The 21,941-nt window shown below is 68.6% G+C and carries 11 protein-coding genes; 6 read left to right on the top strand and 5 right to left on the bottom strand.

What is annotated here, in order from left to right:
• Positions 1 to 75: 75 nt before the first annotated feature.
• The 4 genes from D2E24_RS00225 to lnbX form a co-directional block, all read right to left on the bottom strand.
• Positions 76 to 642: an NADPH-dependent FMN reductase gene (locus D2E24_RS00225; RefSeq protein ID WP_125967324.1), complete on the bottom strand. Its 567-nt coding sequence runs from the start codon at positions 640 to 642 to the stop codon at positions 76 to 78.
• A 161-nt stretch (positions 643 to 803) separates the two neighbouring features.
• The gene (locus D2E24_RS00220; protein WP_164520933.1) at positions 804 to 1,325 is read right to left on the bottom strand and encodes a MarR family winged helix-turn-helix transcriptional regulator; all 522 of its coding nucleotides are present in this window, start codon (positions 1,323 to 1,325) and stop codon (positions 804 to 806) included.
• A gap of 230 nt (positions 1,326 to 1,555) precedes the next feature.
• Positions 1,556 to 2,410, bottom strand: a complete 855-nt coding sequence (gene lnbY, locus D2E24_RS00215; RefSeq protein ID WP_125967322.1) for a lacto-N-biosidase chaperone LnbY — start codon at positions 2,408 to 2,410, stop codon at positions 1,556 to 1,558.
• Positions 2,411 to 2,516: 106 nt separating this feature from the next.
• Positions 2,517 to 7,421, bottom strand: coding sequence for a lacto-N-biosidase (lnbX, locus tag D2E24_RS10690; protein WP_164520932.1), 4,905 nt, complete (start codon positions 7,419 to 7,421; stop codon positions 2,517 to 2,519).
• Positions 7,422 to 7,870: 449 nt separating this feature from the next.
• Here lnbX and D2E24_RS00200 point away from each other — a divergent pair, with 449 nt between their 5' ends.
• The 5 genes from D2E24_RS00200 (at position 7,871) to D2E24_RS00180 (ending at position 19,686) form a co-directional block, all read left to right on the top strand.
• Entirely contained in the window at positions 7,871 to 10,453 is a 2,583-nt protein-coding gene (locus D2E24_RS00200; protein WP_241222780.1) for an exo-alpha-sialidase, read from the top strand.
• A 256-nt stretch (positions 10,454 to 10,709) separates the two neighbouring features.
• Positions 10,710 to 14,807: an alpha-L-fucosidase gene (locus tag D2E24_RS00195; protein ID WP_241222779.1), complete on the top strand. Its 4,098-nt coding sequence runs from the start codon at positions 10,710 to 10,712 to the stop codon at positions 14,805 to 14,807.
• A 194-nt stretch (positions 14,808 to 15,001) separates the two neighbouring features.
• Positions 15,002 to 15,634 (top strand): TetR/AcrR family transcriptional regulator, encoded by a 633-nt coding sequence (locus tag D2E24_RS00190; RefSeq protein ID WP_125967320.1) that lies wholly within the window; start codon positions 15,002 to 15,004, stop codon positions 15,632 to 15,634.
• Positions 15,635 to 15,818: 184 nt separating this feature from the next.
• Complete coding sequence (locus D2E24_RS00185; RefSeq protein WP_125967319.1) at positions 15,819 to 17,948, top strand: beta-galactosidase; 2,130 nt, start codon at positions 15,819 to 15,821, stop codon at positions 17,946 to 17,948.
• Positions 17,949 to 18,357: 409 nt separating this feature from the next.
• Positions 18,358 to 19,686, top strand: coding sequence for an MFS transporter (locus D2E24_RS00180; RefSeq protein ID WP_241222778.1), 1,329 nt, complete (start codon positions 18,358 to 18,360; stop codon positions 19,684 to 19,686).
• 110 nt (positions 19,687 to 19,796) lie between these two features.
• Here the strand turns inward: D2E24_RS00180 and D2E24_RS00175 are convergent, their stop codons facing one another.
• Positions 19,797 to 20,417, bottom strand: a complete 621-nt coding sequence (locus tag D2E24_RS00175) for a TetR/AcrR family transcriptional regulator (protein WP_125967318.1) — start codon at positions 20,415 to 20,417, stop codon at positions 19,797 to 19,799.
• Between the two features lie 293 nt (positions 20,418 to 20,710).
• On the opposite strand from D2E24_RS00175, the gene D2E24_RS00170 reads away from it, so the two are divergent.
• Positions 20,711 to 21,892: a glycoside hydrolase family 5 protein gene (locus D2E24_RS00170; protein WP_125967317.1), complete on the top strand. Its 1,182-nt coding sequence runs from the start codon at positions 20,711 to 20,713 to the stop codon at positions 21,890 to 21,892.
• Positions 21,893 to 21,941: the final 49 nt, after the last annotated feature.

Genomic DNA, 21,941 nt, shown 5'->3' with positions numbered 1-21,941 from the left:
ACGGTCCCGGATATGGTTGTGGCCCGCATGCTACGGCATGCGGGCCACAACCATATCCGTCGGAGGTCGGGACTGTCAGTCGGCGATCGCCGCGGCGAGCTCCTCGGCCTGGGCGACGAGCTTGGCGCGGGTCTCCTCGTCGAAGGAGGCCGTGCCGGTGGCGAACGCGTCCGGGGTCAGGGAGGCGCCGGTGCCTTCGCCGCCGATCAGCGTGTTGTTGGTGAACGGCGAACGGAACAGCTCGGCGAGCTTGGCGCGCACGCCGGCGCCGGCGGACTTGCCGGCCACGGAGGCGATGGCGACGGTCTTGCCGCTCAGCGGGGTCGGGCCGCCGAAGTCGAACGGCTTGATCGGGCGCGACAGCCAGTCGAGCAGGTTCTTCAGGCCGCCCGGATAGCTGAAGTTGTATTCGGGGGAGAAGACCCACAGGGCGTCGGCTTCGGCGACCTGCGTGCGCACGCGGTCGGCGGCGGTCGGCGTCGGCTGCTCGGTGTCCTGGTTGAAGACGGGGACGTCGGCGAAGTCGAGGTAGTCGACGTCGATGCCGCGGTGGGCGAGCGCCTCGGCGGCGATCGTCGCGAACTGGGCGTTGAAGGATCCCTTGCGCAGGGAACCGATGATGAAGGTGACGTGCTTGGTCATGGTCGCTCCTTGTCGTGTCGCTCTGGTCGGTCTGGGTGATCCGGGTGGTCCGGATGGGATGCCGTCCGTAACGGCGGCCAATTTATCACTAGTTAGTGATAAATGGATGCGGGAAGCCGGTGGAATTCGCTCCGGGCGAATGTGCCGGCCGCATCGTCCCGTCAGCGCAGCAGTTCGCACCGTTCCAGCAGCCGGATTAGCTCGCGCTGCTCGTCGGCGGAGAAGACGGCGAACAGGTCGCCCAGATGCCGCCGATGCTCGGCCATCGTTTCGTCGATGATCCGCCGGCCATCGTCGGTCAGCGAGATCACGGTGCTGCGCCGGTCCTCCGGATCGGTCTCCCGGCGTATGTAGCCGTCCCGCTCCATGTTGCGGATGACCACGGTCATGTTGCCCGACGTGGCCAGCGTCTCCTCGATGATGCCGCCGACGCTCAGCGGCCCGCGGCGGCGCAGCGCGTCGAGCGCCCCGAACTGCGCCGGCGTGAGCCCGTGCGCGTGCACGACGTCCCCCTCGTGCCGTTGGATCGCGCGGTCGGCGCGGCGGAACGCGACCATCAGCCTCGTCGCCAGCGCGTCGCGCGGCGAGACGTCGCCCTGTGCGTCGTACGCGTCCCGGCAATCGTCCTGCGATTCGTCGCCTCGCCCGTCGTGTCGCCCGTCGTGTCGCCCGTCGTCCGTCATGCGTCTCCCGTCGTCCGCGGAACGGACGTGGGGCCGTTCCTCCATCGTCACATCATAAGGCGTACGCGGTTCGCCGCCTGAGCGGCGTTACTGGCGACACGCCCGGATTGCGTATGCAGAACGGCATATAGGTTCCTGAAACGCCCGTTGTGAGGGCCTACCTGCCGTTCTGCATACGCAATCCGGGCGTGTCGCCAGCGACGCCGCTTACTTTGCCGTCGCCACCGACGTCAGATCCGGTCGAGCGTGTACCCGACCAGCTCGTCCCACGGCACATCCGCGTCGATCGCTGCGGCCTCGTCGGCGACGATCGCCGTGTAGCGTTCGGCGCGCATCTGCGCCTTGACGTTGCCGCGCACCTTGTCGAGCGGCGCCTTGCCGTCCACGCCGTCGACGGTCCAGTCGTGCGCGTCGTAGTACGCCTGCACCTCGTCGTCGCCCAGCGCCATGCCGGGGTTGGATTCGTCGGCCGTGTACGCGTTGCGCAGGGCAGTGGCCTCGTAGTCGAGCCACGAGCCGATGTCGTACGACGAACGCCCGTACACGATGTCGCCGTCGCGCTTCGTGCGCGCGTTCGCCTCGTTGGCGGCTTTCATGCGCGCCTCGACGCCCTCGTACGAGTCGTCGTCGACGAGTCCGGCGCGTGCGGCGATCCGGTAGGCGGCATGCCGGTCGAGCAGCGCGTCGATGACCCGGTGGGCGAGCCACTCGCACGCGTTGCCGCCGTCATGGTCGGCGGTCCACTGCTCCGGATCGGTGCCGAGCGTGACGCCGTACGTGCGGCTGAAATGGCTGACCGCGGCGGTGCGCTGCGTGCGCATCGCCTGCGTGTACTCGCGTTCCGTCACCGCCGTTTCATTGAACGTGATCGTGGGGAAGTCGACGGTGTCCACATGATCGTCGCCGCTGTCGGCCGCGGGGGAGGTGCAGCCGACGAGCGCGCCGACCAGCAGGCCGGCCATCGCCGCAGCCAGTGCGGTGCGCAGACGCCGGTGGTGCGGCGGCCGTGCGCGGTCGCGCCCGTGGGGCATCCGCGGCAGGCCGTCGCCGCCGCGTCCGGATGATGGTCGTCGCATTGCCGTCATGATCGTCCTCGGTGTCGTATGACGGGGGGTGGAGTCCCGGCGTCGGCCGGTGCTCCATCCCCGGATGGAGGCCGCAGCCTTACGGCGGCGGCCCGGATGCGGTCCGTCAGCCGTTGCGGCGACGTCGCGCGATGACGATGCCCGCGCCGACGGCAGCGGCCGCGAGCGCCGTGGCCGCGACTGCGGTCACCGCCGAACCGGTGCTGCCGATGACCGGCTTCCTGCCGGATTCGGGCTTCTTGCCCGTGTCCGGCTTGGTGGTGGGATCGGTGCCGGGCTGGGTGCCGGGGTCCGGCGTAGGCGTCGGGTCCGGGGTCGGATCGGGCTCCGGCTCCGGACCCGGGTCGGGATCCGGTGTGGGATCCGGGTCTGGGTCTGGGTCGGGATCGGGCGTCGGCTCCTTCTCGACCAGATTGCGGGATGCGTCGTCGAGCGTCTGCAACGCCGCGTCCACTTCGTTCTGGGTGGCGTCGTCCTTGCCGAGCACGGATGCGGCGGCGTCTCGGGCGGCGATGAACGCGGCCCACGACTCGTCCGTGTACGACGACCCGTCGGACAGCTTCACGGCCTCGTCGTACGCGGTCTGCAATGCCGTCTTGTCCGCCGGGGTCGGCTCGGGATCGGGGTCCGGATCCGGCTTCGGTTCCGGTTCCTTCTCGGTCAGTCCGTCGTACGCATCCGCGAGGGCGGTGCGGGCCTCGTCCACCTCGTCCTGCGTGGCGTCGGCGTCGTCGTTGACCTCGCGCGCCCTGGCGAGCGCGGTCTGGTAGTCGACCCACGATTCGGCGGTGTAGCCGGCTTCGTCCAGTCCGTCGGCCTTGGCGATCTCGGCCTGCAGCGCCGCCTTGTCCGACGGTTCCGGCTTCGGCTCAGGTTCGGGGTCCGGCTCTTCGGCGACCACGTAGGCGATGGCGGGGCTGACGTGCGCCGACGGGCGGGTCGGGCTGCCTTCGGCGGTCGCGGTGATGCGGATCCAGTCGCCGGCCTGCACGTCGATCGCGCCGAGTCCGGCCACGCACGACGCGAACTCGTCGGACACGGCCTTCGATTCGGACAGTGCGGCGGAGCACAGCGTCTCGTCGCCGTGCGTGAGCGCGAGCACGAGCGAACCGTTGCGGTTGCCGTCCTGACGCAGATACGGTTCACCCTCGCGGATGGCGACCGTCACCTTGCCGTCGCGGGGCGCCTGCCACGCCATGGCCGCGCCGCCCGCGGACGCCGGCGAATCGCTGATCAGACCGTGGATGCCGGTGCGGTCGGCGGGCAGGTCGTGCGTTGCGTAGTCGACGCCCGGACCGTAGTACGTCTCGTACATCCAGTTCGGATACGTGCCGTCGAAGTCGGCGATATTGCTCCACGCGCCGCCGTCGGCGGTCTGCCGTTGACCGTGCCAGACCGGTCCCTGGACGCGCACCGCGAAGTCGTCGACCCAATCCCACGCGTTCTTCGCGCGGATCTCATACGTGTCGGCCACGCTCGACCCGGCCGCGGAGAAGCGCAGCAGATCGCCCTCGCGCACCTGCTCGCCGTCCGCGAGCGCCGCATCGCCGCGGTACACGGCCTTGATGGCGTCGGCCGGCTGAGCGCTCACCTTGGCGAGGAGTTCGGCGACGCTCATCGGCGCGTCGGCGGCGAAGGACGCGTAGACGACCTGCACGCCGTCCACGGTCGCGGTCTCCAGTTCGCTGGAGCCGAGCGTGGCGGGCCGGCGGACGGTGACGCCGACCGACGTGTCCGTGACGCCGTTGGAACCCGGGTAGGTGACCTTCACCGGGATCGTGAACGTCGCGGCCTTGAGCCCCGCGTCGAACGTGACGACGCCGGTGGCCGGGTCGATCGTCGCGCCGTCGGGTGCGCCGTCGCCGAGGGAGAACATGGTGCCGTCGGGCAGGGCGGCCGCGGCGCCGTCGGCCTTGAGCGTCACGCGCGGCGCGGCCGAGACGACTCGCGTGCCCGCATCGGCGGTGACGGACCGGTAGAGCACGGCGTAGCGCTGCGCATGCGAGGCGGCCACACGGAACGTGACGTCCGTCTCGTCGGCGGACCCGTCGGCGTAGGCGACGCGGACGCGTCCGGAGACGACGGCGCCGTACTGCGACGCGTCGGGGGTGAACGTCACCTTGCCGGTCGCGCCGTCCACGCTCAGACCGTCGCCGGACGCGAGCGAGAACACGTCTCCCGCGGGCGCGTCGGCGGCGGCGCCGGACACGGTGAAGACGGGCGTGGCGCTCGCCTCCGCGTCGACGGCGGCGTCCACGGCCTCGTAGGCGACGTCGTAGCGGTCGGCTTCGGCGCCGGCGGGCGGTTCGACGTCCTCGTAGGCGATGGTCGGGCTGATGCGCAGCGAGCCGTTGCCGACGGCGCCTTCGGCGACGGCGCTGATGCGGATCCAGTCGCCTTCGCGCACGACGATGCGCTGCGTGGCCTGCCAGCCGGCGGGGCGCGTCCTGTCGGTGAGGGCGGCCGTCTGCAGGACGTCGCCGTCATGCTCGACACTGACCTTCACGGTGCCGCCGGTCGCGCGGCGGGCGGGCTCGTCGTCCTTGAACGAGAGCGTGATGGTGCCGGAGCGGGGCGCCTGCCATGCGATCGCGCCGGTGTAGCCGTCGGGGCCGTTGCACAGCAGACCGTGGATCGACGTGCGGTCGGCGGGGGCGACGTCGCCCTGCGTCGGGTTCTCGATGCCGATGGGGAAGTCCTTGCCGGCGATCTTCCAGTTGGCCCAGCCGGTGGTGTCCCAGGCGGCGACTTCGGTCCAGTCGCCGTCGCCGGCGCGCTGGACGGCCTTCCAGTCGAAGTCCTGGACGCCGTGCTCGTAGTCGGCGACCCAATCCCAGGAGATGCGGCGCACGACGGTGTAGTCGTCGGTCTCGGCGACGCCGTCGACGCTGAACCGCAGGATGTCGCCTTCGGCGATCGGATCGCCGGCGGCGAGCGCCGTGCCGTCGCGCAGCACGGTGACGTCGGTGCCGTTGCCGGCGGTGACCTTGCCGGTCAGTTCGGCCACGGTCATCGGATTATGGTCGGTGAACGTCGCGTAGATGACCTGCGTGCCGTCGCGCACGCCGGTTTCGAGCCGGGAGGATTCCATCGAGGCTGATGCGACGGGCGATTCGACGGCGCCCAGATCGGGGCGGCCCTTGATGGCGGCGCCGAGGAAGTCGTGTTCGACGGCGTAGTCGTTGAGGTCGGTGATGGTCTTGCCGGCGTTGACGGCGGGGGAGTCGTCGGCGGGACGGTAGCCGTCGAACGCGGTGGTCTGGCCGTCGCGCGCGTATGCGGCGCCGTCGGCCTGCGGTGCGGCGGGCGCGCTGCCGGCGTCGCGCAGCACGGCGGCCGCGTCGTCGGCGGTGAGCGCATGCCGGTCGGAGGCGGGCGTGTTCGCGTAGTTGACGTACAGGTTGTTGTCGTAGGTCTGGCCGCCGTTGTAGCTGCCGCGGTTCCAGGTCTCGGTCTTCTTCTCGCCGGTGGCGTTGATGAAGATGTTGTTCTCGAACAGCGCCTGCGAGTTGGAGCGGTCGGTGAGCACCTGGCCGTCCGCGTCGATGTACGCGGTGTTGTTGTAGATGTGGTTGCCGGGGCCGTTGGACGGCAGGTCGAACACGCCGCGCCGGTCGTTCTGCGAGATGTTGTAGCGGAACGTCGTGTTGACGGCCTTCTGGTTGCAGATCATGAGCGCGGCGAACGAGTTGCCGTACGAGTAGTTGTACTGGTAGAGCGTGCCGTCGCCGTAGTCGGCGTCCCACGCCTGGCCGTCGCCGTTGCCGTGTTCGGCGTTGAGGTTCGCGTACATTTCGTTGTACTGGAACACCGGGTCCTTGCAGCGCCACGGCCAGATGCCGGCGGCGACGCGGCCGTAGCCGACGCCTGCGTTGCCGGTGTTGTTGAGCACGTTGGCGGTGTAGTCGGCGGTGTTGATGTGCTTGGAGACGCGGTCGCCCACATTGTGCTGGATGACCGGACGGTCGCAGTACATGACGGTGATGGCGTCGCCGCCGGCGCCGACGACCGTGTTGTTCTCGATGAGCACGTTGGTGGCGCCGTATTTGGCGATGAGCGCGTCGTCGATGGTGCCGTCGCCGTAGTCGAAGTCGTTCTGCCAGCGGGTGGAACGGTCGATGTAGTTGAGGTAGGCGGTGTAGCCGACGGCGATGCCCCAGCGGTCGACGTCCTTGACGGTGCTGTTGCGGATGGTGATGTGGTCGAAGCGCGAGACGTGCTCCTTGAGCCAGGCGTCGTCGGCGGCGCCGGAGCGTTCGCGCGGCAGGTGCGCCATGAAGTAGATGCCGCCGTTGGCCATGTGCTTGTCGTACAGGTTGCCGTCCACGTCGTGGATGTCGAGGTTGTCGAGCGTGATGTGGCTCATCGTGGTGCCGTTCTCGGCGATGCCGGCCACGCCGGTGCGGTCCATGCGGTCGGCGGCGCGGTCGAGGCTGGTGCCGTCCGCGTCGGCCTGGTCGGTCCACTGCCAGGTGTCGATCGGATCGTACACGTCGGGATCGTCGTTGGTGATCTCCAGGTCGGCGACGGTGATGTACGACACGTCCTTGAGCAGCAGTGTGGTGGACACGGTGCCGTGCGTGCGATGGTTGCCCACGTTGGCCCGGTAGTCCTGATGCCACTGGCTGCCCTTGACGCCGTTGGCGGCGATGACGGGGCGTCCCTGCCCCTCGTCGCCGTACGCGCCGATGCGGATCGGCGCCTCGGGCGTGCCGGAGACGTCGGCGATGTGCAGGTACTGGTCGGAGAACAGGGAGCCGTATTCGAGCAGCACCGCGTCGCCGGGCTGCAGGTCGGAGGCGATCCCGTTGACCTTGTCGAGGGTCTTCCACGGGGAGGACTGGCTGGTGCCGTCGTTGGCGTCGTCGCCGTTGGCCGCGGATACGTAGTAGGTGGTGCCCGAAGACGGCGGCGTCTCCTCGGCGGCGGCCGTCGCGGCTGGCGCGGCGAAGGCGAGCGCCGTGCCCAGTGCGGCCAGGAGCGCGATGCCCCGTGACTTGCCGGTTGTCATGATGGTTCCTTATCTGGTCGGTTCCACGCGGGTGGTGTGCTGGATGGCCCGTTGCCGGGCGGTCTCGACGGCGGCGGCCGGTTGCGGCGTTGCGTGTTCTGTGTGCGGTCGGCGTCCTTGTCGATTTTGTAAATGAACTTTACCTGTCTTAGTGTAGCATCGCCGTCGTGGGATGGGCGAGTGGGCTTCGGGGTTGTCTTATGGGGTTGGAATGCGTTGCAATCATTGGGTTCTGTGGTGTGTTCGAGGGTGACGGCGGTGGAATTGTCGCGTTGGCGGTCGGTTGTTAACTTCATTGATGTGAAGTATGATGGGATGCGGTTGTCGCGGCGGGATGCACCCGGCCGCGGAAGGACCGGACGAAGAAGAGCGGCCTCGCGGCGATGGTGCCGCGTCCGACCGGATTCACGGTGGAATCCGGATGGTCGGCCCCGGTGGAAGGAATCCCCATGTCACATCCTCAACATCGCCGTCCACGCCACTCGGCGTGGGTCGGGATCGGGGCGTGCGCCGTCGCGACGGCCATGCTCGCCTCCCTGGGCGTCGGCGTCGCCCAGGCCGTCGACGCGACGCAGGCCGTCGAGACGACGGCGAACACACTGACCGTCACCATGGAGCGCGTCGACGACGCCGGGCAGGACGTCGCGGTCGGCACCCGGCTGCGATACGCGTTCACCTATACGAACACCGGTTCGTCGCCCGTCACCGTGTTCCCCAAGATGTCGAACCTGACCAACACCGACACCCAGAGCACGGCCAACTGCCGCATCACCGGCCTTGCCGCGGGGCAGAGCTCCCAATGCGACAGCGACCAGCGGAGCCTGGCCACGCACGTCGTCACCGCCGAGGATGTCATCGCCGGCACCTTCACGCCCGAGACGCTGTTCCAGGCCACCGGGGACCGTGAGGGCACCACCGTCATCCAGGACGGCATCGTCGTCACCGGCGATCCGGTGACCATCAAGGCGCCGGCCCCGGACGACGCCGCCACGGCCGCGGACCGCAGGGACGGCGAGGCCGTGTATCTGGCCCGGGCACAGCAGTACGGCAACGAAAGCTACCGCATCCCGGCCATCGCCAAGGCGCCCAACGGCGACCTGCTGGCGGCATGGGACCTGCGGCCGGTCGGCGGCGACGCCCCGAACCCCAACAGCATCGTCCAGCGCATCTCCACGGACGGCGGCAGGTCGTGGGGCGAACTCACGTACGTCGCCCGAGGCCGTAACGCCAGCTTCAAATACGGCTACTCCGACCCCTCCTACGTCGTGGACGAGGAGACCGGCGACGTGTTCCTCTTCTTCGTCAAGTCCTACGACCGCGGCTTCGCCAACTCCCAGGCGGGCGTCGAGGACACGCGCGACGTCCTGCAGGCCGTCTACGTCAGGTCCTCCGACAACGGGCGCACCTGGAGCGAGCCGGTCAACATCACCAAGGACGTCACCAAAGGCCACGAGACCGAATGGAAGTCCCGCTTCGCCACGTCGGGCGCCGGCATCCAGCTGAAGACCAACGCCGAACACAAGGGCCGGCTGATCCAGCAGTACGCCGTCAAACCCACCACCGGCGGCATCAACTACGCCGTGTCGGTGTACTCCGACGACCACGGCGAGACATGGCAGGTCGGCAACCCCGTCACCACCACCAACATGGACGAGAACAAGGTCGTCGAACTGTCCAACGGCGACGTGATGCTCAACGCGCGCCCCGGCGCGGCGAGGGCCTACCGCAAGATCGCCGTATCCAAGGACGGCGGCGTCACCTACGGCGAGGTGACCGAAGACACGCAGCTGCCCGACCCGAACAACAACGCGCACGTGCTGCGCGCCTACCCCAACGCGCCCGCAGGCTCCACCAAGGCGAGGATCCTGCTCTACTCGGGTCCCGACAACAACGCGAGCCGCAGCAACGGCGTCGTGCGCATCTCCTTCGACGACGGCGCGACCTGGTCCGCCGGCCGCATGTTCAAGTCGGACAGCGCCGCCTACTCGGTCATGACCGCCCTCGACGGTGACGGCGGCGAATACGGCCTGCTCTACGAGGGCGACTGGGTCCACCCCGCGGGCGTCGACAGCCACGAGATCATGTACACGCGCTTCACGCTCGACTGGCTCGGCTACATGACCGCCACCGCCACCGCCACGACCGAAGTGCAGGAAGGCGCCACACAGGCCACGGCCACGGTGCACGTCACCAACGACGGCACGAACGACTACACGGACGTCACCGTCACGGCGGAAGGCCTGCCCGACGGGTGGAGCGCCGCGCCGGCCACGATCGGCTCGCTGCCCGCCGGCGGGAGCGTCGACGTCGACATGACCGTGACCATTCCGGAAGGCACCGTCGCCGGCACTACGGCCACGGCCGCGCTCAGGCTCGCCGGCACGTACGACAATTGCGTCGACGTGAGCGCCGCCGGCATCGTCGCGAAGCCGACCGACGTCGTCGGATTCGACGACGGCCGACTCGACGTGCGCGTGACGGAAGCGCCCGTGACGGTCGACCGGACCGGGCTGCAGTCCGCCTACGACTCCGCCGCCGGATACGGCGACGACGGCACGGCGTACACGGACGCATCGTGGACCGCGTTCACCGAGGCGCGCGACGCCGCCAAGGCGCTGCTCGACGACGCCGCGGCCACGCAGGAACAGGTCGATGACGCCGCGGCGGCGCTGCGGGATGCGATCGACGGGCTGACCGAGAAGGAGCCGGAACCCACGCCGGATCCCGATCCGGATCCGACACCGGATCCCGATCCCAAGCCTGACCCGGATCCGACTCCCGACCCCGATCCGGATCCGGAACCGGAACCCACACCGGATCCCGAACCGACACCGGATCCGGGACAGGAGCCAGACACCAAGCCGGAAACCAAGCCGGAAACCAAGCCTGAGACCAAGCCGGCCGCCAAGCCCGAGTCGGGCAGGAAGCCGACGATCGGCAGCACCGGCTCGGCCGTCACCGCGGTCGCGGTCGCGGCGCTCGCCGCGGCGACGGCCGGCGCGGGCATCGTCATCGCACGCCGTCGCCGCTGACGGACGCGCGCCATGCGTCGCGCCGGACCGAAGGCGGCCCCGGCGCGACGCCCCGGTCGGGACGGCCTGTACCGGCATCGCCCCGACCCTCATCGAATGGGCCTCCCCGCCGAACCGAGGCGGGCGGGCCGCCGTCATCCCGACCGAGGTCCGGCGCAACGGGCCGGAACCCGGTCGGATCCCGGCCGGAACGGACCGGCATCATACCGCGCGGACGACGCCGTCCGCGCAAACACTGCAATGAAGGAGCGAACCCATGTTCTCGTCACGAAGCCGGACGACGGGCGGCGCGCTGAAACGCACGCTGTCGCTGGTCGGCGCGGCGGCGATCCTCGGCGCATCCCTGATGGCGGGGAGCATCCCCGCACAGGCGGCCGACGCCGACCATCTCGACATCGCCTTCGGCGGCACGTTCGCCGACGACACGTACACCACCGGCGGCGACGAAATCGCCAAAGGCAAGGTCACCCGTCACGGGTCCACGCCGTCGGCGCTGGAAGGCGGCGGCGTCCACTTGGCCGGCGGAACCAACGGCGTACGATTCGACGCCAACGCCGAATTCGGCGCCGACGGCAAGGCGACGACCGGCTTCCGGGCCGAACTGGAATACCGGACCACGACGACGCCCGGCTCGATGGACACGGTCTTCTCCGCATTCGGCAACATCTTCGTGAGGGAATCGTCCGGACGGCTCGAATACGGCTTCTCGTCGCTCGACGACGGCACCTGGCACGACCACAAGACGTCGGTCGTACTGCCCGCCAACACGGTGCGGCACATCCTCCAGCTCGCCTACACGCCCGCACAGGACGGTTCGACGCTGCAGCTGAGCGTCGACGGCGCGGCCGGCCCGACCGTCACCTCCGGCGCCGGCCAGTACGCGGCCATCGGAGACGGGCTGGCGAAGCGGTTCGGCATCGGCTACGAGGTCAACACCGCGGCGTCGGCGGCCGACCGAGGCCTCGAGGCGGACATGTACCGGGCGCGCATCGCTCCCGCGGACGCCCCCTGGGAGTTCCTCGACGCCACGCAGCTGATGGACGTCGACTTCGCCGGCTCGTTCTCCGGCACGACGTACGCGAAGGCCGGCGACGAGCAGATGACGGGCGCGCTGACCTCGCGCACGGACGCCCCGGCCGTCGCCGACTCGGCGGTGAGCCTGACCGGCGGCACGGCCGGCCTCGACTTCGCTCCCACGGACTTCTCCCTCGGCGACGGCGACACGGTGACGACGCCGCTGGTCGCCGAAATGAGCTTCACCCCCACCGCGACCGACGACATGCAGACGCTGTTCGCCGCAGGCGGCAACCTCTTCGTCCGCTACGAGAAGAACGGCGCGTTCGTCTACGGCATCTCCACGCAGACGAACGGCGCATGGGCCGACCACAAGCTCACCGCCTCGGCCCCCGCCGGCGAGGAGCACGTCGTATCCATCGCCTACATACCCAAGTCCGACGGCACGACGACGCTGGTCATGCGCGTGGACGACGGCGACATCCAGACGAAGGACGTGCCGGGACGGGCGGCGCTCGTCACCGAGGTCAACGCACAGGTCGGATTCGGCAACGAAACGCACACCGCCGCCGACGCGCGCAAACGCGGCTTCAAGGGCACGGTCGGCCGGATCCGCCTCGCGCGGACCAGCGAAGCGTTCACGGACAAGGAGTTCCGCCTCGTCTACACGCCGACCGACTGCGACGTGAGCGGCATCTCGCCGTCGAACACGTTCGAGGTGACGCCGGCCGAATGCACGGCGTCGATCAGGGCGAAGCTCTCCTCACTGCGCCCCACCGAGGAACAGGCCGACTACATCGACTGGGGGCGCATCGGCTTCGTGCACTACGGCGTCAACACGTACAACGGCAGGGAATGGGGCTACGGCGATGAGGATCCGACGATCGTCGACCCGACCGACCTCGACACCGACCAGTGGGCGCGCTCCTTCGCCGACGCCGGATTCAAGATGATGATGGTGACCGTCAAACACCATGACGGCTTCGAACTGTACGACTCGCGCTACAACACCGGACACGACTGGGCCGACACCGCCGTGGCCGAACGCACCGGCGAGAAGGACCTGCTGCGCCAGATCGTCGACTCCGCCCGCCGTTACGGCATCAAGGTCGGCATCTACTATTCGCCGGCCGACTCCTACATGGAGAAGCAGGGCGTGTGGGGCAACGGGTCGGCGCGCGTCACGCGCACGATCCCCACGCTCGTCGAGGACGACGACCGCGCGCAGCTGGTCGCCGACGGCACGCTGCCGACCTTCGAATACGAGGCCACCGACTACGGCGCGTACATGCTCAACCAGCTGTACGAGCTGCTCACCGAATACGGCGACATCGCCGAAGTCTGGTTCGACGGCGCCCAGGGCAACACCGCCGGCTCCGAACACTACGACTACGGCGTGTTCTACGACATGATCCGCCGGCTCCAGCCCTCGGCCATCCAGGCGAACGCCGCATACGACGCGCGCTGGGTCGGCAACGAGGCCGGCTGGGCGCGCGAGACCGAGTGGAGCCCGCAGGCCGCCTACAACGACGGCGACGACAAGGTCATGGTCAAACCCAGCCAGACGGCCGCCGACGGCGTGCTCGGCGCCACGTCGGGCGTGCTGTCCGAAATCCGCGCCGGCAACGCGAACCAGCTGCACTGGTATCCGGCCGAAGTCGACGTGAAGAACAGTGCGAACGGCTGGTTCCACAAGGAGAACGGCACCCCCTCCGACGTCGCCACGCTGGTCAAGTACTACGAGCAGTCCACCGGACGCAACTCCCAGTACCTGCTCAACGTGCCGCCCGCCAAGAACGGACGGCTGGCCGACGCCGACGTGGCCATGCTCCGGGGCATGAACGAGGAGCTGGAGAAGCGCTACGGCACCGACCTGGCGCTGGGACGCGACGCCACCGTGGCCGCCTCCGCCGACGGCGAGGCCGTGCCCGCCCCCAAGCTCACCGACGGCTCCAAGCTCAGCTCCGACGAGGCCGTGGGCGACACCCCGACCTACACGGTCGAACTCGGATCGCCCACCGCCGTGGACGCGGTGCGGCTGGGCGAGGACGTGCGCAGCGCCGGCCAGCAGGTCGAATCGTTCGTACTGGAAGGCCGCGTGGACGGCGTCTGGCGCAGGCTGTACTCCGGCACCTCCACCACCATCGGCCAGCAGCGCAATCTGCGGTTCGCCGTCAAGACCGTGGACGCGGTGCGCGTGCGCATCACCGCATCCCGCGGCCCGGTGCGGCTGAGCCGCCTCGAAGTCTTCCACTATCAGGACGACGTCGAGACGGGCGCCCGCGACTACTACATCGACCCGACCGCCGACAAGGCCGGCGACGGCCGCGGCGAGCGCACGCCGATGACCTCCATCGAACAGCTGCACGACGTGACCGTGCCCGCCGGCTCGACCATCCACGTCAAGGCCGGCACCACGCTCACCGGCGACTTCGCGGTGTTCGGCTACGGTACCGACGACCAGCCCATCACCGTCACGTCGTACGGCGAAGGCGCGGAGCCGAAGGCCGGCTTCACCGGCATGGACGGGATCATGAGCTTCCGGGATGCGCTCGACCGGCTGGGCAAGACCGACGCCGGCTGGACGACCGACCTGGACGGCACGGACCCCGATCCCGATCCCGATCCGGACCCCGACCCGGATCCGGAACCCGGTCCGGTCGAGGTGGACAAGGACGGGCTGAACGCCGAGATCGCCCGTGCGGACGGGCTGGATGAATCCGACTACACCGCCGCATCGTGGGCCGACTACCAGACCGCCCTCGCCGAGGCGCGCGAGATCGCCGCAGCGGACGACGCCACCCAGGAACAGGTCGACGCCGCGACGGCGAAGCTCGCCGCGGCCCGCGACGCACTGGCGGAGGCCGAACCGGATCCGGATCCGGAGCCTGACCCGGATCCCGATCCCAAGCCCGACCCCGACCCGGAGCCGGAACCGGAACCCGATCCCGGCCCTGACCCGACGCCCGACCCAGAACCCGGTCCCGTCATCGTGGACAAGAGCGGGCTGGCCGCCGAGATCGCCCGCGCGGACGGTCTGAAGCAGTCCGACTACACCGCCGCATCGTGGGACGCCTATCAGACGGCCCTCGCCAAGGCGCGTGAGGTCGACGGGCGGACCGACGCCACGCAGGACGAGGTCGACGCCGCCGCGACGGCCCTCGCCAAGGCGCGCGGCGCGCTGGTGAAGGCGACGTCGACGGCGAAGCCGGACACCGGAACAGGCGGTAAGAAACCGACCATCGGCCGCACCGGCGCCACGGTGGCCACGGTCGCCGTCGCCGCGCTCGTCTCCCTGGCCGGCGGCATCTCGCTGGGCGTCGTGCGGCGTCGCCGCTGACGGCCGCACCGCGGTCACGGCGCAGAAGGGCGTGACCGCGGCGACATGCTCGCGATAGGGCGACACGCCCGGATTGCGTATACAGAACGGCAGGTAGGTTCTCAAAATGCCCGTTTCGGGGACCTGCCTGCCGTTCTGTGTATGCAATCCGGGCGTGTCGTCATACCTACCGACCATTCGATAGACTGGGGCGCATGGTGGACGACAAACGCAGACGCGTACGCAAGAGCCCGGAGGAACGACGCCGCGAGATCACCGATGCGGCGGTGCGGCTCATCGGACTGAAGGGATACTACGGGACCTCGCTCAAGGACATCGCCGACGAGGTGGGCATGAGCCAGCCCGGCATGCTGCACTATGTGGGCAACAAGGAGGGGCTGCTGTCGCTGCTCATCACCGACGACTACGATGCGCACGGCACCCCCGACGACTTCCTCGCCTCCGGCCTGCCCGGCAGCGACCCGGACGGCCCGTCGTTCCCCGCATACCTGCGCTATCTGGTCCGGTTCAACGCGGCCCGGCCCGAACTGCTGCGCCTGTACATGATCCTCGAGACCGAGTCGTTCGACCCCGAGCATCCGCTCCACGAGTACTTCGAGGACCGTCCCGAGGCGACATGGGACCACTACTCGCGCTACCCATGGCGCATCCCGCCGCAGATGGGGGAGTGGGAGACGTCGATGCGGCCGCTCGTGCGGCGCTCGCTGGCCGCGATGGACGGCATCCAGCTGCGATGGATGCGCCGGCCCCCGGTCGACCTGTACGACGAATGGCTGGAGTTCGAGGAGATGATCTTCCCGTCGCCGCTGTGGGATGGCTACCGGTAGGGGCCGGGGTCTCCGATCCGCTTTCTAATGATTGTTAGATAAAATCGTCGGCGACGGCGTGTCGTGTTTCCGCCGCCGCTATCATCGCTTACATCATCCGTTATCTAATGGTTATTAGGTAAGCGGGTGGGCATCAAGTCAACGCAGACAGCGACGAATGCGACCATGCAGTAAGGAGACGGAAGTGGGCAAGCAGTCAGTCGACCACATCCTGTTCGGCGCGGCGTACTACGACGAGTACATGCCGGCCGGCGAAGACCGCATCGAAACCGACATGGCGATGATGGAACGGGCGGGCATCAACCTCATCCGCATCGCCGAATCCACCTGGAGCACCTGCGAACCGCAGCCGGGCGTCTTCGACTTCACCCACGTCGACCGCGCCCTCGATGCGGCGCGCCGCCACGGCATCGCCGTCATCGTCGGCACGCCCACCTACGCCGTGCCCACCTGGCTCGTGCGCATGCACCCCGACGTGCTCGCCGACACCCCCGCCGGCCCCGGCAAGTACGGTGCCCGCCAGATCATGGACATCGTCAACCCCGCCTACCGCCACTACGGCGAGCGCGTCATCCGCCGCCTCATCGCCCACGTCGCCGACCATCCGGCCGTCATCGGCTACCAGGTCGACAACGAGACCAAGTACTACGACTCCGTCAGCCGCGACATGCAGGCCCTGTTCGTCAAGTACCTGCGCGACAAGTTCGACGGCGACCTCGACGCCCTCAACGCGCACTTCGGCCTCGACTACTGGTCCAACCGCATCAACGCGTGGGAGGACTTCCCCGACGTCACCGAAAGCATCAACCAGTCGCTGCGCGGCGAATTCGACCGCTTCCGCCGCGCCCAGGTCGCCGAATTCCTCGACTGGCAGGCCGCGATCGTACGCGAATACGCGCGCGACGACCAGTTCGTCACCCACAACTTCGACTTCGAATGGCGCGGCTACTCCTACGGCGTCCAGCCCGCCGTCGACCACTTCAAGGCCTCCCGCACGCTCGACGTCACCGGCGTCGACATCTACCACCCCACCGAGGACTCCCTCACCGGCAAGGAGATCGCCTTCGGCGGCGACGTCACCCGCTCCACCAAGGGCGGGGCCAACTACTTCGTGCTCGAAACCGAAGCCCAGGGCCAGCACGGCTGGCTGCCCTTCCCCGGACAGCTGCGCCTCCAGGCCTACTCCCACCTCGCCTCCGGCGCCGACATGGTCGAATACTGGCACTGGCACTCCATCCACAACTCGTTCGAGACCTACTGGAAGGGCCTGCTCAGCCACGACCTCGAACCCAACCCCACCTACGAGGAGGCCGGCGTGTTCGGCCGCGAAGTCGCCCGCCCCGAGATCGGCGCGCGCCTCGTCAACCTCGCCAAGCGCAACCGCGCCGCCATCATGGTGTCCAACGAATCCCTGAGCGCCCTCGACTGGTTCCTCATCGAAGCGGGCTTCCCCTTCGGCGGCGAACTCAAGTACAACGACGTCGTGCGCCGCATCTGGGACGCGTTCTTCGAACTCAACATCGAATGCGACATCCTCCCCGCCGACGCGCCCGCCGAACGCCTCGCCGGCTACGACCTCATCGCCGCGCCCGCGCTCTACTGCGCCTCCCAGGGCACCATCGACAACCTGCGCGGCTACGTGCAGGACGGCGGCCACCTGCTCGCCACCATGCGATCCTTCGTCACCGACGAGGAGGTCACCGTCTGGCACGACCGCGCCCCCCACGGCCTGACCGACGTGTTCGGCCTCACCTATAACCAGTTCACCCGCCCCGCCGGCCACGTCACCATCGACTTCACCGACGACGGCCCCCTCGCCGGCACCCCCTCCACGCCCGCCGAAGCGCTCATCGAACTGCTCAAGGCCGACCCCGACACGCAGGTCATCGCCCGCTACGGCCACTACGCATGGAACACCTACGCCGCCGTCACCCGCCATGCGTACGGCGACGGCTGGGGCGAATGGATCGGCACCCTGCCCGACGCCGACACCACGCGCGCCATCATCCGCGAGGCCGTCGAGGCCGCCGGCATCACCGCCGACGGCACGGCGCTCGCCGGCAAGGTCACGGTGCGTCAGGGCGTCAACAACGCGGGGGAGCAGGTCACCTACCTGCTCAACTACTCCGCCGACGAAGTCCGCGTCGCCAGCCCCGTCGCCGGCGAGATCGTCGTCGCCCCGCAGATCATCGGCCCCGACGGCACCGTCGACGAGACCGCGTCCGCGGCGCTCGCCGTACGCGAGGGCATGACCGTCGCCGTCGGCGACGAGCTGGTCATCCCGCGCTGGAACCTGGCCGTCATCGCCGGCTGACGCCTGCCGCCGCGGCGCGACGGCCCGTTCCGCCGCGACGCGACCGTCATATGACGCCGTCGCTCGCCGCGACGCGCCCGGATCGGTCATGCAGAACCGCGGTTGCGGACGATGATCGCCCGATTCCGGGATGCAACCGCGCTTCCGTACGACCGATCCGCGCGTGTCGCCGAATCGGCCGCCGATGTCCATGCCGACACGCCGCGTCGCACGACTTCGGCAAATGATATTACTATGTACCTAGTAATCACTAAGTAAGTGAATGGTCCTTCCTCCCGGACGCCGGTCGACGACGCGGCGTCCTCCAGCAGGCCCGCCCGCGACGGACGGGCCGTACCGCGCGCATCGACGGCGCGCACCGGAACCCACCATCGGCCATCGCCGATAAGGAAAGAGAAAAGAGGATGCAATGACAGACATGCGCACCGCGGCCGTGGACGACCGCCTCGCCGCATACAACGCGAACATCGCCGCGGCCGACGCCGACCCGACGCTGTCGCCCGAGACCGGCAAGCCGTACGACAAGGTGACGCTGATGCGCTTCGGCGCCGGCTTCCTGGTGTTCGGCCTGCTGTGGATGAGCGGTCTGGCGATCGTCTCGTCCGTGCTGCTCACCAAGCACCTGCAGGGCCTGTTCGGTGACGACGTCGAAGGCCTGATCGGCATCATCAACTCGTGCACCGCGTTTGCGTCGCTGGTCTCGAACCTGCTGTTCGGCACCCTGTCCGACCGCTCGCGCTCCAAGATGGGCCGCCGCACCCCGTTCATCCTGCTGGGCGCCGTGCTCGGCGGCGTCACCCTGTTCCTGACCGGCATGGTCGCCAACCCGGTCGCCATCACGGTCATCTACTGCCTGTGCATGTTCGGCCTCAACGCGATGATCGCCCCGCTGGTCGCGATGATCTCCGACCGCATCCCGATGAACGTGCGCGGCACGATGTCCGCATTCTTCGGCGCCGGCCAGACCTGCGGCGCGCCGATCGGCACCCTCATCGGCTCCTTCTTCATCGCCAGCCGCACCGCCGGCTTCGCGCTGGCCGGCGTGCTCATGTTCCTCGGCGGCCTCGTCGCCGTCCTGATCGTCCCCAAGGAGGGCTCCGCCGACTTCCTGCCCAAGGACGAGGGCAAGGCGTCCGACGTGCTGCGCAGCTTCACCCCGCCGAAGTTCTCCACCGCCCACGACTTCTACAAGGCGTTCGCCGGCCGCGTGTGCATGCTGCTCAGCTACCAGATGATCACCGTCTACCAGCTGCTCATCTTCCAGAAGTACATCGGCCTGGACGACAAGGCCGCCGCGGCTGCGATGGCCACGATGTCCGTGATCACGATGGTCGTCTCCCTGGGCGGCTCCGTCGTCGCCGGCCCGATCTCCGACAAGATCGGCCGCCGCAAGCTCCCGGTCATCGCCGCCTCCGTGCTGTTCGCAATCGGCATGGCGATGCCGTGGCTGATGCCGACCACGACCGGCATGTTCCTCTACGCGGCCATCGCCGGCCTCGGCTACGGCGTGTACTCGTCGGTCGACCAGGCGCTCAACGTCGACGTGCTGCCGAACAAGGAGGAGGCCGGCAAGGACCTGGGCGTCCTCAACCTCGCCACCACGCTCGGCCAGATGCTCGGCCCGGTGCTCATGTCCGCGATCACCGTGAGCATCGGCTACGCCGCCGCCTTCCCGATCTCCATCGTGTTCGCGCTGCTCGGCTGCGTGTTCATCATGATGATCAAGGGCGTCAAGTAGCGCCCGATCCGCCCGTCGGCGTCTGCCGCACGCCGACGGCGTATAGATGACCCGACCCCGTCCCGCCGTCCGTTCCCCCGGCGGGGCGGGGTCCGTCGCATCCGGCGGTCCTACGGGATGATGAGGTCGGCCAGCGCCGACCATTCGGCGACGAAGTCGATGTCGTTGGCGTCGTTGAGCCAGCGCAGCTGCAGCCCCTCCATCGCCGACAGCGCCTGCAGGGCCGTGCGCTCCGGGTCAGCGACGCCGTCGCGGGCGGCGGCGAACGCATACTCGCGCAGCAGGTTCGTCTCGCGTTCCTTGAAGTACGCGTGGACGGGATGGTCGGCGCTGAGCGCCTCGCTTTCCAGCAGCGCGTACAGGCGCACCAGCTCGGGGCGTGCCGCGTTCGTCTCGACGGTGGCGGCGAGGATCGTCTTGAGTCCGTGGTCGCAGTGGTAGGCGATGCCGTCGGCGAGCACGTCGCCGGTCACGCCCTCGACGCCCAGCCGTTCGGCGATGGCGATCTGGTTGACGTGGTCGGCGTACTTGAGCGTCTCGGCCAGCAGATCCTCCTTGCCCTTGAAATGGTAGAGGAGGCCGGCTTCGGTGATGCCCTCGGCCTGGGCGACGTCGCGGATCGTGAACCCCCAGAAGCCGAACTGCGCGATGCAGCCGATGGTCGTGTTGAGGATGCTTTCGCGGCGCGCCCCGGCGCTCATGCGCGGGGTCGCGGTCGTCCTGCGTCGCATATGGTCGTCCCTTCTCGTCGTGTCGCTACCAGAGTACCTACTGATGATTCGGCAGGCGTGTCCGGCGCGCGTCGCAGGCGCGTCGTCGGCGGTGCGACGGCGGCGGAATCGGCGGCGACACGCCGATTCCCGGCGTTTGGAAAATCATATTACTATTTACTTAGTAGTTACTAGGTAACGTTCCGCCGGACCGGACGGAACGCCCGCCGGCGACTATCGCGGCGCCAAGAGCGCACCCTCAATGTGGAGACCCATCGTGCCCGCCGAAACCCGCGGCGGGGGAAGGAACGCGAATGAACGAGACCATCAACGGCGTGAATCTCGGCAACTGGCTGGTCCTCGAAAAATGGATGAACCCGGCCCTCTTCGACGGCACCACCGCCGACGACGAATACTATCTGCCCACCCAGCTCGACCCGGCCGTCTACGAGGCGCGCATCCGCACGCACCGCGCCGAATACATCACCGAACGCGACTTCGCGACCATCCGGTCGTGGGGACTCAACTCGGTGCGCATCCCCGTGCCCTACTTCATCTTCGGCGACCGCGCGCCGTTCGTCGACTGCGTCGACGAACTCGACAAGGCGTTCAACTGGGCCGAGAAGTACGGACTGAGCGTCCTCATCGACCTGCATACCGTGCCGATGAGCCAGAACGGCTTCGACAACGGCGGCCTGTCCGGCGTCGTCAAATGGGCGCAGACGCCCAGCGAGGTCGAATTCGCGCTCACCGTGCTCGAACGTCTCGCGCAGCGCTACGGCTCGCGCAAGGGCCTGTACGGCATCGAGATCGTCAACGAGCCGCTGCTCGAAGCCGGCTGGAACGCGATGAATCCGATGGAGCGCTACAAGGCCGTCGACCCGGCCATGGCCGAAGGCTCGGCGCCGATCGCGGCCGACTGGCTCAAGGACTACTACATCACCGCCTACCATCGCATCCGCCGCCACATGGGCGACGACAAGGCGATCGTGTTCCACGACGGCTTCGACATCGCCGTGTGGAAGGACTTCATGCAGGACAAGAACGAGTACCGCAACGTCGTGCTCGACACCCACCAGTACCTGATGATGGCCGAGATCAACGGCTGCCCGCAGACCGTCGAAGGCTACGACGCGTTCGTGCAGGGCACGTACGCGCCGATGATCGAGGAGATGAGCGCCTACTTCCCGGTGATCGTCGGCGAATGGTGCCTGTTCAACTCGCTCGGCTGCGGCGTCGACACCCACGGCGGCCAGAGCGTGCTCAACGGCGAGGAGGGCGCCGCCGCCGAAACCCTCACCGTCGACGAGAAGCGCGCCCTCTACCGCGGACTCGCCGACTCGCAGCTCAAGGCCTGGTCCAAGGGCGCCGGCCACTACTACTGGAACTACAAGCTGCTCACCGACACCGTCAACACCCCCGGCTGGATCGGCTGGGACTGCTGGGACCTGGGCCGCTGCATCGCCCAGGACTGGTACCCCGTCAACCACAAGTGACCGCATCGACAGACACAACCCCAACGGAACCACAGAAAGGAACGCAAGC

The organism is Bifidobacterium samirii (assembly GCF_003952945.1).
Classification (GTDB): Bacteria; Actinomycetota; Actinomycetes; order Actinomycetales; family Bifidobacteriaceae; genus Bifidobacterium; species Bifidobacterium samirii.
The sequence above is the reverse complement of the archived record's forward strand: the minus strand, read 5'-3'. Positions and strand labels throughout refer to the sequence as shown.

Excerpts from the sequence above, each read along its gene's own strand:
- D2E24_RS00180 (WP_241222778.1), top strand. The coding sequence starts at position 18,358 with ATGACAGACATGCGCACCGCGGCCGTGGACGACCGCCTCGCCGCATAC.
- D2E24_RS00190 (WP_125967320.1), top strand. The coding sequence starts at position 15,002 with ATGGTGGACGACAAACGCAGACGCGTACGCAAGAGCCCGGAGGAACGA.
- D2E24_RS00170 (WP_125967317.1), top strand. The coding sequence starts at position 20,711 with ATGAACGAGACCATCAACGGCGTGAATCTCGGCAACTGGCTGGTCCTC.
- D2E24_RS00225 (WP_125967324.1), bottom strand. The coding sequence starts at position 642 with ATGACCAAGCACGTCACCTTCATCATCGGTTCCCTGCGCAAGGGATCC.
- lnbY (WP_125967322.1), bottom strand. The coding sequence starts at position 2,410 with ATGACGGCAATGCGACGACCATCATCCGGACGCGGCGGCGACGGCCTG.
- lnbX (WP_164520932.1), bottom strand. The coding sequence starts at position 7,421 with ATGACAACCGGCAAGTCACGGGGCATCGCGCTCCTGGCCGCACTGGGC.
- D2E24_RS00195 (WP_241222779.1), top strand. The coding sequence starts at position 10,710 with ATGTTCTCGTCACGAAGCCGGACGACGGGCGGCGCGCTGAAACGCACG.
- D2E24_RS00200 (WP_241222780.1), top strand. The coding sequence starts at position 7,871 with ATGTCACATCCTCAACATCGCCGTCCACGCCACTCGGCGTGGGTCGGG.
- D2E24_RS00220 (WP_164520933.1), bottom strand. The coding sequence starts at position 1,325 with ATGACGGACGACGGGCGACACGACGGGCGACACGACGGGCGAGGCGAC.
- D2E24_RS00175 (WP_125967318.1), bottom strand. The coding sequence starts at position 20,417 with ATGCGACGCAGGACGACCGCGACCCCGCGCATGAGCGCCGGGGCGCGC.